Annotated in this window: 11 protein-coding genes; 5 read left to right on the top strand and 6 right to left on the bottom strand. The window is 56.3% G+C overall.

The window, feature by feature from the left end:
• Positions 1-18 precede the first annotated feature (18 nt).
• A complete protein-coding gene (locus tag V8G57_RS17285; RefSeq protein WP_342830422.1) occupies positions 19-636 on the bottom strand; it encodes a TetR/AcrR family transcriptional regulator in 618 nt (205 codons plus the stop codon).
• 100 nt (positions 637-736) lie between these two features.
• Here V8G57_RS17285 and V8G57_RS17280 point away from each other — a divergent pair, with 100 nt between their 5' ends.
• On the top strand, positions 737-2197 hold the full coding sequence (locus tag V8G57_RS17280; protein WP_342830421.1) for an efflux transporter outer membrane subunit: 1461 nt from the start codon (positions 737-739) through the stop codon (positions 2195-2197).
• A gap of 677 nt (positions 2198-2874) precedes the next feature.
• Positions 2875-3477, top strand: a complete 603-nt coding sequence (locus V8G57_RS17270; RefSeq protein WP_342830420.1) for a hypothetical protein — start codon at positions 2875-2877, stop codon at positions 3475-3477.
• Between the two features lie 40 nt (positions 3478-3517).
• Here the strand turns inward: V8G57_RS17270 and V8G57_RS17265 are convergent, their stop codons facing one another.
• Positions 3518-5554 (bottom strand): YadA family autotransporter adhesin, encoded by a 2037-nt coding sequence (locus V8G57_RS17265; RefSeq protein ID WP_342830419.1) that lies wholly within the window; start codon positions 5552-5554, stop codon positions 3518-3520.
• A 563-nt stretch (positions 5555-6117) separates the two neighbouring features.
• Here V8G57_RS17265 and V8G57_RS17260 point away from each other — a divergent pair.
• Positions 6118-6378, top strand: a complete 261-nt coding sequence (locus V8G57_RS17260; protein ID WP_342830418.1) for a LysR substrate-binding domain-containing protein — start codon at positions 6118-6120, stop codon at positions 6376-6378.
• 53 nt (positions 6379-6431) lie between these two features.
• Here the strand turns inward: V8G57_RS17260 and V8G57_RS17255 are convergent, their stop codons facing one another.
• The 4 genes from V8G57_RS17255 to V8G57_RS17240 form a co-directional block, all read right to left on the bottom strand.
• Complete coding sequence (locus V8G57_RS17255) at positions 6432-7133, bottom strand: helix-turn-helix transcriptional regulator (protein WP_342830417.1); 702 nt, start codon at positions 7131-7133, stop codon at positions 6432-6434.
• Between the two features lie 2 nt (positions 7134-7135).
• The gene (locus V8G57_RS17250) at positions 7136-8068 is read right to left on the bottom strand and encodes an NAD(P)-dependent alcohol dehydrogenase (protein ID WP_342830416.1); all 933 of its coding nucleotides are present in this window, start codon (positions 8066-8068) and stop codon (positions 7136-7138) included.
• A gap of 185 nt (positions 8069-8253) precedes the next feature.
• Positions 8254-8991: an SDR family oxidoreductase gene (locus tag V8G57_RS17245; RefSeq protein ID WP_342830415.1), complete on the bottom strand. Its 738-nt coding sequence runs from the start codon at positions 8989-8991 to the stop codon at positions 8254-8256.
• A gap of 272 nt (positions 8992-9263) precedes the next feature.
• Positions 9264-10232, bottom strand: a complete 969-nt coding sequence (locus V8G57_RS17240; RefSeq protein ID WP_342830414.1) for a LysR family transcriptional regulator — start codon at positions 10230-10232, stop codon at positions 9264-9266.
• Positions 10233-10340: 108 nt separating this feature from the next.
• On the opposite strand from V8G57_RS17240, the gene V8G57_RS17235 reads away from it, so the two are divergent.
• Together V8G57_RS17235 and V8G57_RS17230 are read left to right on the top strand one after the other, a co-directional pair.
• Positions 10341-10910, top strand: a complete 570-nt coding sequence (locus tag V8G57_RS17235) for a flavodoxin family protein (protein ID WP_092401028.1) — start codon at positions 10341-10343, stop codon at positions 10908-10910.
• 27 nt (positions 10911-10937) lie between these two features.
• Entirely contained in the window at positions 10938-11234 is a 297-nt protein-coding gene (locus V8G57_RS17230) for a superoxide dismutase (protein WP_092401031.1), read from the top strand.
• Positions 11235-11255 lie beyond the last annotated feature (21 nt).

The following is an 11255-nucleotide window of genomic DNA, read 5'->3' as shown; positions in this document are numbered from 1 at the left end:
CACGGAAATATTTGGCATTTATGGGGATAAACTACGCAACACCAGATTAGATAGTTGCGCCGGAGCATCATCCGCCGAATCAAAGCTATGCTGCAAAAGCAGCGGATTGAGATAGGGGCGAATGACCAAGTAAATCGCCGTCGCCGTTTCATCGAGCGGCGTTTTGCGCTCAAACTCCTCTGTCTCGCGCCCCTGGCGCAGAATGTCCTGCAACATTGCCTTGACGCGTTCCTCATAGGTACGTACCGCCTCCCAATGTTCGGTGGCGGCTGAGGCTGCAATGTCATAGAGCTTGCGATCTTCAAAAAACAGGCGAACGCTTGACTCGACGCCCGTCTTGAACATGCGTCGAAGTTTCTCTGGTGGGCGGTCGACTCCGTCGACGGCTGTTCTGACATCCGTTTCGATCTCGTGCAGGCAATTTGCGCAAATCAGTTCGCCAATGGCCTGCTTGGACTCGAAGAACTTATAAATATAGGCTTTGGAAAAGCCAATAGCCTTGGCAAGATCAGAGACGGTGGTCTTTTCGTAGCCGTACAGGCGGAAGTGCTCGGTAGCCGCGACAACAATTTGATCTCGCACTTCGTGATCGACTGGGCCTCGGGCTGCGCCCGGATAAGTGGTTGCTTTGCTCATATTCAACAGCTTACCTCTTCTGTTCGATTTGCACAACGAGTGACGATTTCGTGATATAGTCACTGCACAATTTTTCCCTTTTACGTCGCGGAAGATACCTATGCTACTTAAACCCACTCTCTTCATGTTAGTCATCGCCAGTCTTTCAGCGGGTTGCGCTGTCGGGCCAGATTACATTCGGCCTGACACGCCCATGCCGGATCGCTACCTTGGTCAAACGGCAGTTGAGCAACGGCATGCCAACGTCACCGCCGATTTCACCGTGTGGTGGGGAAGCTTTGGCGATCCACAATTGAGCCACTTCGTAACGCTTGCGCTGGAGCAGAATTTGGATCTTGCGCAAGCATCCGCGCGCGTCGCTCAGGCGCGCGCAGGACTCGGGGCCGCGAATGCCGCGCTGCTACCTTCCGGCAACATCAATGCCCAGGGGGCGCGAGCCTATCAATCGGTTGAAACGCCATTGGGGCAAGTCTTGAATTCAAGGCCCAATTTTGATCGTTACGGCAACGCCTATGAGGCCAACCTCGGCGCAAGCTGGGAGCTGGACGTATTCGGTGGCGTGCGTCGCGGACGGGAGGCAGCACTGGCCGAGTATCAGGCTTCGGAGGCTGGCGCGGCGGCGACACGATTGGCGGTGGCGGCGCAGACAGCTGACATCTACATCAGTATACGTGGACTGCAAACTCGCCTAGACGTTGCTCGCAGGCAGGTACAGACGCAACAGGAACTGCTCTCAACGATCAATCTGCTTTATGGCAAGGGATTGGCCGCCGAACTTCAAGTGCGGCAGGTCGAGGGGGCGCTCGCCCAAGTGCGGGCATCGGTACCGGTCCTCGAAGCAGGGCTGGATACAGCCATGAATGCGCTGGACGTGATGCTGGGCACATCGCCCGGTACACACCGGAAGGAGCTGGCAAATGCTAGCGTTATTCCGGTCGCCCCACAGATCGCGTCAACCGGATCGCCAGGTGATTTGCTCAGGCGTCGGCCCGATCTGATCGTGGCTGAACGCCGTCTGGCTGCGTCGAACGCTCGCATCGGCATGGCAATCGCCGAGTATTACCCCAAGCTCTCCTTTAGCGGACTGATCGGCAGCGCGACATCTTTATCTAGCGGCAACCTGTTCACCGGCGGCGCAAGTCAAGCCGCCGGCGTGCTGGGCCTTCGCTGGCGTCTGTTCGACTTCGGCCGCATCAACGCGCAGATTGACCTAGCCAAAGGCCAGGAAGCCGAGGCGCTGGCCGGTTATCGACTCGCCGTGCTGCGTGCTACCGAAGACGTGGAAAATGCGTTCTCGGCCTTGGTAAAACGCGAGGATCAGGCAGGCATACTCGATCAGGGTGTGGATTCACTCAATCGAGCGAGGGGGGCCTCGTTTGCGGCATATCAGAAAGGGGTCGTCAGCCTTATCGAAGTCCTGCAAGCCGACGAGAATTTGCTACGTGCCTCCGATATGCGAGCGCAAGCGCAAACCGAATCCGCTCGCGCTGCAGTCGCGGCGTTCAAGGCGCTCGGCGGAGGTTGGCAACCCCAGGAATCCGAAGTGGTAGCAATTAGATAGTGCAGTACGCGCTAACGCAATCGAAGGAAAGCGTATGGGATTTCGCCGCCTGCGCTGCTTTGTCGCCGCCGCTGAAGAGTTACGCTTCACCCATGCCGCTGGGCGCCTGCACATCGAGCAGCGCCGTTGTCGCGAGCTATCGAGGAACTGGAATACCACTTGACCGCGCGGTTGATCAGGTCGGGAATGGGCAGAGCTGCAAGTAGAGGAACATTCCTACATCAGAGTCGGAATCTCCTGATATCTATCTGTTCGAGATCTCATTATCCTGACTACGACGCGATGATCATCCGAATAGCTGAGGCAGTTCAGAAAATCCGTAGATTCTTGCTGCTACAAAATAATATAAGCCTCTACCGACGAGGAAAATACTGCTCTTTCGGACATTTTGTTTTTTCGGGAAATCCATGCCAGATCTGATGAGGCAGCTTTACATAACGATCTTCACCGGTTTGATACTAAGTGCGTGCGACGGTGGAGATGCACGAACAATGAAAACAGACATAAGCAATACTTCAAGCGATGTGGGCATTCGCACCACTCCGACCGGCACTGGCACCAATCCAACAAATATGGTCGTCCCCTCTTCGGAATCCGACCCATTGCTTCACCCCGAACCATAGCGGCTCAAATTTCAGAAAATTGTGTCTGTATGTTTTTCTATTTTCGGAGTCTGAATGGCCATTTGGGGACGTCTGTCGGATTTTTCGTTACATGCTGTACTTACCAGTCTTAGAGAGTATCGCTCCGGCATCATTCACATCGATGCGGGAGATGGCAATCAGTATTGTTTGCACGTTTCAGAACAAGCATTAACCGCTCTGCAAATAAATGCGGACAATTTCAGTTGTCCAGAGCAGGTAAAAGCCGTGATGGCCAAATTGTTTTCCTCCTCCACCGGTACATTTCGTTATCTGTCGGCTCATACCTCGCCGCTGCGTAGAGATTTTCAGCTGGATCTAAATGATCTGGACAATACAGGCAATATCTCGTCGCAGGAAGAAATCTCATCTCAAAAACCACCCCTGCTGTCCGTTTTTGAACATCGCGGCATGAAAAAACTATTGCCGCATGCCGATACGCGTTTTACCTTAAATCTGAAGGACCAGGTGATGGATAACTATGTACTACAACGATTCCTGGATCGCAGCACGGCGCAGTTGATGACTGGTGTCAGCGCTTCAGAGCTGGCTAAGCTGCTGAACGAAGACGTTGAAAAAATACGTTTCTATTTTTACCGATTAATACAGATGACTGTGATTATCCCTACTTGCTCTTAATTGTTGACGGGCCCTAAGCCCATCTGCCCTCCATCCATTCTTACCACGAGTAACCTACCCCAGCATTGATCAAGGTATGGCTGCCGGAAATGGTGCTGATTCCGAATTTAGCAACCGTATCGCGCCTCATATGAGCGCTGGCGCCGATTGCCAGCGCCGCATAACCAGCGTAACTTCCAATGCCTGCACCCAGCGAGAAGGTCTTGTCCGCCTCTACTTGCGGTAGAGCGGCAAGCGCTCCGGCCATCGCCACCCCGCTATAGGCCAGGCGCTGGACATCGCCGACTTGCGATGTGACCTGCCGCAACTGCGAAACGTTGACCGCATCAGTCGAATTGACGCCAGCAGCAACATTCGTGATGCGGCGCTCGCTGCCCGGAGAGCCAACCGACACCGTATTAGCCTGATCTGCGATCGAATTCGCGCCCAGCGCCACCGAGTTGTTGCCCGTCGCCTGTGTTCCGGCGCCCAGTGCCACCGCGTCATTACCCGAGGCCAGCGCATTGCTACCCAGCGCTACCGTCGGATCGCCCGTCGCCCGCGCGTTGTAGCCAATTGCCACCGAGCCGGCTTGCGAAGCCAGGGCCCGGAAGCCCACTGCCGTGGCGTTGGTGCCGGTCGCCCGTGCATTCGAGCCAAGAGCCGTCGCGCCATCCTTGGTCGCCTGAGCGCACAGTCCAGAACCAGTGGCGTCCACGCCATTAACACTGGTGCAAGTAGCGGCGTTTACATTCCCGATGACCGTGCCGCTTGTGCCGCGCGTCTGCACCGTACCATCGCTATTAGCGCCGCCTATGGTCGTTGCGCCGATGGTTGCGCCCTTGCCGGCGGCGGCACTTGCCCCATCTACCAATGGTTTCAGCGATGTCGACAAAGAGGCTGCATCGGTAGCGATGCCCTGCAAGCCTGAGGAGAGCGAAGTCACCTGGCTAAAACTGGTCGACAAGGATGAAAGCCCGGTCGACAGGGAAGCAATACCGGTCGAAGCCGAGGTAGACAACGATGTCGCGTTGCTGTTGGTCGTCGACAGGCCGGTGGACAGTGACGTGACGTTCGACATATTGCTCGAGAGGCCAATCGACAGTGAATTGATGCTGCTGGTATTGGTCGACAAGCCAGTTGCGGTGGAGCCCGACAATGAACTTACATTGCTGTTTGTCGTGCTTAAGCCGGTCGAAGTCGAGGTCGACAGCGACGCAATGCTGGACAAGGTCGACGTCGATAAGGATGCCAATTGACCGACATTCACTGCATCTGTGCTTGTAGTACCTGCCGCCAGATTCGTAATTTTCTGACCGCTGTTATTGATGCCGTTGGTGGTGGCCGAGCCAGTTACGGTGAGTGCCCCGGTAGTAATCCCAGTTGAGAGTGAATTGATCGTCGTGCTGAGACCTGTCGACAGCGATGCAACTCCGCTTTGAGTAATGCTGATACCAGTGGATACGGAGGTGGACAGCGAGTTGATACCGCTTGTTGCTGTGCTAAGACCAGTCGACGCCGAGGTCGATAGCGAAGTCACATTGCTTCTGGTCGTACTTAGGCCCGTCGACAGCGAAGTCACATTACTACTTGCAGTGCTCAGGCCAGTCGAAGTGGAGATGGACAAGGAGTTCAACTGGCTGACATTGACGGCATCTCCGTTCGCGGTACCCGCGGCCACGCTTGTCAGTTTTTGGTTTGCAAGGTCCAATCCGTTAATCACAGATCCCGTGCTATTCACGTTGATCTTCCCGCCAACGGAAATATTTGTAGACTCTCCGGCGCTAGCGCCGGATTGGTAAAAGAGAACATGGTTAGTCTGCGTCGTTGCAGTACTGCGATCGCAGTTTGAAGTTGTTCCACCCGTAGTTCCCCCATCTGTAACGTGGGCGCAAGTGGAGTCGCCATTATCGTTGACATAGATTCCCCCACCCGCGTACGCAACGCCGGATAACACCGTCCCGCCCAATACAAGCGATGCAGCCACTGCTGTGGCAGTTTTTGTGCTGCTTCGTTTGCCACGCGCGTTGGTGTTTTCGGAGACAGCAATCCAGGTGCCAAGCGTTTCGTTGTAAACGGTGCGGTAGGTTCTATTCATGATTGGTCTTATATAAAGTGACTGTAATTTGCAGTAATGGACTACTTGATGACGTGAATAAAACGGAAAATTAAGCGAGAGGCTGGTAGCAAATGGCCGTGAGCAAGGGCTCCGCATTGCCTGAGGAAAACGCCATGCTTAGTGCAGTAACAAAGCCAGGCCGGCAAGAGTGATTATTTTTTGTGCGACTTCAAAAATCGCATTGGAGCTTGGCGCAAGCTTGGCGCCATGTCTGGTCCCGTGAAAGATGCCACCTTGAACGGTCACTCAGCGCAAGGGTAAACACTGTGCGGCGGCAGGGATATCAGGGGATCTTGATATTTGCGCGGGATTTGCGAAGTGCCTTGTCAGGAATTCCCTATGCGGCATCCGTTGTTTGCCTCGCCTGCTTATCTGGCACGTCATGGTGTGCCGCGCACGCCTCGAGATTTGAAACAGCACCAGATCATCAACAGGCGCTTCCTCAACGGTTCGTATTCGAAATGGTCATTTCGCAGCACGGATGGGAGCGTTGAAACATTCGAACCGGAAGCATCAGCGGTGACGCGCTCGCCCCCGAAACGTTGGCGCAGGCAGCTTTGTCAGGCCTCGGAATTGCTCAGGTAGGCGTTCACCATGCCTGGCCTCATCTGCGCGCAGGAACGTTGAAAGTCGTACTCAATGACTGTCATCATCCGGGCGGCTATGAAATGCTGCTTCAATACCCGCATCGGGCGTTGTTGGCGCCGCGCGTACACGCTGTGATTAATTATTTGTTGGAAGTATTCAGCAAAGATGACTTCTTGCATGTGCCATTGAAGAAACTGCAGTCGTACGTTGCGTGAACACTGGTCGAATTTGCGTTATGCCAGCAGCCCATTGGCGGACTCGATGAAATTTAGCAGGCGTTTTTTCGTCGCTTACAGGGATGCCCTTCCTGAGCCTGCCATTCCTTGACCAATTGCCGGCGAGTGCCGGGATAGTGCTCATCCAAAAAATCTACCGTCACAATGCAGTCGGCACGAAAGCGACGAAAATCGCCAAGCGACTCGCACCAGGCAGCAATGGACCATCGTGACTCCACGAAACCGAGCATGATCGGCCAGATCGTTTGCTCCAGCCCGGGTCCGTTTTCTTCTCTATACACGATGTGCATTTTGCGCTGTTCGCGTAGCATCTGTCGAACCCGCGCCAGATCAACCCCCGTATTTTCGCTTTGCCGGCTGATATACAGCGTATTGTCATCCAGCGCTCGCCGCATTTCTGACGGAAGCACTGCATCGATTTTTGCAATCGCGTTCAGCATGGCATGCGCCAGGGCATCATCCGTTTGGCGGCTGACCCATTGGGCGCCGGCCGCAAGTGCATGAATTTCTTCTGCTGTGAAGGACAGCGGCGGCAGAAGGAAGCCTGGTCGGAGTATGTAACCGATACCCGGCTCGCCATTGATATCAGCACCTAATGCTTGCAGTGTCGCAATGTCGCGACGGATGGTGCGTAGCGATACGCCAACCTCGCGTGCAAGTACTTCACCGGACACCGTTCCACGGTGCCGGCGAAGAACTTGCAAAAGATCGAATAACCGATGACTTCGCGACATGCTCAATCCATTACGACGAGGCACTTTCCACCGAGCTTAAGACCCGCTTCAAGCTCGGTGATCAATTGGATCGCGTCCCCCAAAGGTACGACTCTGGCGATCGGCAGTCGAAATTTTCCTTTTCTTGCGGCATCGGCAAGGCTATCAAGAATGTCGGGCCTCGGTGTGCCGACAATCGGCTTCAGTCGGCGGTTAAAGATCGAACGGATGAACTTGCCCGGGGTTGGATTGAGGTCGAGGAACACGCCATCCTTTTTCAGCAGGCTGAGTCCTATCTCGGTGGTCATCGTGGCGGCTGTGTCGTACACCACATCGAAACGTTCACTGATCGCCGACAAATCGGTGGCTCGATAGTCAAAGACGGTTTGAACGCCGAGCGAGCGTATCCTTTCCATCGACCCTGCGCTGCAGCTGCCTGCAACCGAGGCTCCGAGCATACGCGCTATCTGCACGGTCGCTTCGCCTACTGCACCAGCGCAGCCATTGACGAAAACGTGTTGGCCAGCGCTCAGTTTCGCCTTATCTACCAAACCGTTCCAGGCTGTTATACCCGGAGTGCCGATGCAAGCCGCGTCCTCGAAAGAAACTTCGTCGGACTTCTTTGCCAAGAAGGCTTCTTTGGTCACCACAGTCTGGCCCAGGGCGCCGCTCTCCTTGAAACGGGCCAGACCGAACACGGCATCCCCCGGACGAAAGCGCGTTACGCCTGGACCGATCGCGGTCACCACCCCAGAGAAATCCATGCCCATCGCGCGGGGGAAGGCATTTCCCGTAACAATCTTCATCTGGCCGTTGCGTAGCTTCCAGTCGATTGGGTTGATGGCTGCAAATTTGACCTTAACGGCCACTTCGCCTTTACCCGGCGTGGCCACTTCGAAGTCGTCGAGCCGCATCAGTTCCGGGCCGCCGTACTTGTTATATTGGATACGTTTCATGGCAGGCCATATCCCTCTGGTGCAGCGAGGCAAAACCGGGGGGTTTGCTGAGCAGAGCCCTTCGTATTAGTAGTCATGGATGGTTCTCTTTTGTTGTGTCGGAAAACGCAGTCTAGTTCACCATGGTGCCAATTTCTGGCACCATGGTTCACCGCTTCTGCCTTTCTGCGTAGGGAGAAAGGCCGTCAGGCACCATTCATGCGCTCGAACAAGGCTTCGCCCATCTTACGCGCACCTGCAGACAAGCCGACCAGCACTTCGTCCTGATCGTTTTCTAACTGGATAAGAGCGTCGATAGCGAACTCGTCAGCGGACATCATCTGCTGGCTGGCGACACCTCCGCTCCTGGTTCCTCCACCCAGTCCGGTGTCAACGATGGGTGGCGCCATTTCCACGACCTTGACGCTCGTCGCTTTGAGCTGGTGACGCAGGGTAAGCGTGAAGGAATGCATCGCTGCCTTGGTCGCACAGTAGACGGGAACATCGGCCATTGGTGCAAATGCCAGGCCTGAGGTAACGTTGATGATCGCAGCTTGGGATTGTCTCTTCAGCAATGGCAGCAACTCGCCGATGAGCCGCACTGGCGCGGTGAAATTGGTAGCCACCTCTTGCTCGAGGCATTCCAGCGCGTCCGCCTCTGCGAACAACCGGCGGTATTGCACTCCCGCGTTGTTGATGACCATGTTGAATCCGGGGTATTCGGTGTTTAGCCAGCTCACCATCGACTGGCGACTTGCTTGATCAGTAATGTCGCAGACGCGGGTGACCAAGCCGGGCATCTGGGCTCGCGCTTTCAGCAACGCTTCCTCGCTGCGGCCGCAGATGATGACGCGATTGCCGCGTTTGGAAAGTTGCCGTGCCAGTTCTAAGCCGATGCCGGCGGCGCCGCCCGTAATAAGAATGGTGTTTGCTGTTAGGTTCATGTCGACTATCCTTCTTGTTTGAAAAATGAGAAGGTGTGCCGACGAAAGACTTTGGGAATCCAGCGGGCACACCTAGACGACCGGCAAGCCGGCGCAGGTGTCGCGGATACCCTGTAAGGGAAAAGCTGCCGCCCTGTTGGACGGTGACCGGGCTACCATCTGGTCTGCGCTCTTTCGACGGTAGCTTTATAGCGTAAACGGCACCCATTGACAATGCCTCCCAATCGCTTCCGGGCAGACAGCTGCCCGTTGACGCAGTGCGGTTTTTGCGTTTAGTCGGCGATTGGATCCATGCTTTTCGGCAGTTGTTCAACGAGTGCATCCACCGCCAGCCGCAAGCGCAACGGCATGTGAGCCACACTAGGCCAGAGGGCGTAACAGTCCACCGCGGCACCGGGTTGGTCGTCCAATACGCTCACCAATTGCCCCCTGCGCAGGCGCTCCCGGACCAGCCATTCGGGTAGCCAGGCTAGGCCTAGGCCAACCGTGGCTGCGTCCGCAATGGCCTCCAGGTCATCTAGTTGCAGGCGGGAGTTCAGTGGCGTATTCACAATGCGGCCGGTCGCATCGGGCAACTGCCAGACATTAATGCGATCGGCACGGCGGTAAAGCAAGATACTATGCGCGGCCAGTTCGGTCGTGCTCTGCGGACGCCCATGTGCAGCGAGGTAGGCCGGCGACGCGCACACCAGCTTGCGCTGCACCCCCAGCTTGCGCGCCCGCAGGCCTTCGCTCTCGGTCCCAAGTAAGCCGCTGCGGATGGCGAGATCAAAGCCTTCAGCCAGCACATCCACAGTACGGTCGCTGAAACTCAAATGCAGGTCAAGCGATGGATGCTGCCGCGCCAGATTCAGCAAGATGGGTGCGATGCAGTGGCGACCGAACAGCACAGGCATGGAGACGCGCAGCCGCCCCGTCATTTCGTGCCGGCCGGACGCCATCTGTGCCTCCGCCGCTTGCAGCTCAGCCTGCGCTCGAGCGCAGTGCTCGTAGTAGATCTGGCCATCGTCGGTCAGGCTCTGTACCCGCGTCGTGCGATGGAACAGCCGGGTGGCCAAACGCGCCTCCAGTCGGGCCATCGCCTTGCCTACCGCCGAGCGCGTCAGCCCCAGGTGCTCCGCCGCGCTGGTGAAGCCGCCCAAGCGTACCACTTCCAGAAACACAGTGACCCCATCGAAACGTTCCTGCCGCTCGGGAACCGCGCTCATCAAAGCTATTGGGGAATCCAGTTCCTTCGCCATTGGAATATCTTTCTACATTGGATCGTATTTTTCAACTTTATCATACGATTACTTGCTGTAGTGGGAATTCAGGGCGACAAACCAGAAAATTTTGGACAGGAAAACTACATGCTGATTTCAATTGTTTACGACAGCGGCTGGGGCCATACCGCCAGGCAGGCGCAAAGCGTAGCCGAGGGCGTGCGCCGGGTGGCAGACGCCGAGGCACGACTGATTCCAGTGGCGGAAGGTGCTATCCCCTGGGACGTGTTTGCGGCCAGCGATGCCATCGTCTTCGGTTCGCCGACGTACAACGGCGCTCCCAGCGCGCGCTTCAAGCAGTTTTGCGAAGACTCGACCAAGCCGGTCTGGAGCGAGATGAAATGGCGTGACAAGGTGGCCGCCGGTTTCACCAACTCGGGCGCGCAAAACGGCGACAAGCTGCACTCGCTGATCTCGATGGCGCTGTTTGCGGCGCAGCACGGCATGTTGTGGGTCGGGCTCGATCTGATGCCCGGCAACGATAGCAGTCGTGGCAGCGTGCATGACCTCAATCGCCTGGGCAGCTGGTTGGGCGCGATGGCGCAATCCAATGGCGACCAGGGACCGGATGACACCCCCATCAAGAGCGACCTCGACACCGCTGCCTACCTTGGGCAGCGCGTGGCGGAGACCGTGCGCCGACTTCAAGCCGTTTGACCCATTTTTTTGACCAAGGAGCCTCATATGAAACTGCTTTGCCTCGACATCCCGCAGCCAGGTGCTAGCCTGGAAAAATACCAACCACATATGCTGGACGAACTCCGTCACACCTGGCAGTTGTACAAGGGCGGTATCGTGCGCGACATCTATTTTCGCCAGGATCGCCCCGGCGTCGCCATCATCGCCGAGTGCGAATCGGTTGAAGCCGCGAGGCAAGTCTTGGGCGAGTTTCCGCTGGCCAAGGCTGGGCTGATTGGCTGGGACGTCATCCCACTTGGCCCTTTCCACTGGGAAGCGCTCTTCGCGCCTGGCAACAACTGACACTTGCAAGTCGTCGGTCTG

The organism is Collimonas rhizosphaerae, from assembly GCF_038896935.1.
In the GTDB taxonomy this organism is placed as follows: domain Bacteria; phylum Pseudomonadota; class Gammaproteobacteria; order Burkholderiales; family Burkholderiaceae_D; genus Collimonas; species Collimonas rhizosphaerae.
The sequence above is the reverse complement of the archived record's forward strand: the minus strand, read 5'-3'. Positions and strand labels throughout refer to the sequence as shown.

What these genes read in the sequence shown, in the direction of transcription:
- V8G57_RS17280 (WP_342830421.1), top strand. Translation starts at nt 737, where the DNA reads ATGCTACTTAAACCCACTCTCTTCATGTTAGTCATCGCCAGTCTTTCA.
- V8G57_RS17240 (WP_342830414.1), bottom strand. Translation starts at nt 10,232, where the DNA reads ATGGCGAAGGAACTGGATTCCCCAATAGCTTTGATGAGCGCGGTTCCC.
- V8G57_RS17255 (WP_342830417.1), bottom strand. Translation starts at nt 7,133, where the DNA reads ATGTCGCGAAGTCATCGGTTATTCGATCTTTTGCAAGTTCTTCGCCGG.
- V8G57_RS17235 (WP_092401028.1), top strand. Translation starts at nt 10,341, where the DNA reads ATGCTGATTTCAATTGTTTACGACAGCGGCTGGGGCCATACCGCCAGG.
- V8G57_RS17230 (WP_092401031.1), top strand. Translation starts at nt 10,938, where the DNA reads ATGAAACTGCTTTGCCTCGACATCCCGCAGCCAGGTGCTAGCCTGGAA.
- V8G57_RS17245 (WP_342830415.1), bottom strand. Translation starts at nt 8,991, where the DNA reads ATGAACCTAACAGCAAACACCATTCTTATTACGGGCGGCGCCGCCGGC.
- V8G57_RS17265 (WP_342830419.1), bottom strand. Translation starts at nt 5,554, where the DNA reads ATGAATAGAACCTACCGCACCGTTTACAACGAAACGCTTGGCACCTGG.
- V8G57_RS17270 (WP_342830420.1), top strand. Translation starts at nt 2,875, where the DNA reads ATGGCCATTTGGGGACGTCTGTCGGATTTTTCGTTACATGCTGTACTT.
- V8G57_RS17285 (WP_342830422.1), bottom strand. Translation starts at nt 636, where the DNA reads ATGAGCAAAGCAACCACTTATCCGGGCGCAGCCCGAGGCCCAGTCGAT.
- V8G57_RS17250 (WP_342830416.1), bottom strand. Translation starts at nt 8,068, where the DNA reads ATGAAACGTATCCAATATAACAAGTACGGCGGCCCGGAACTGATGCGG.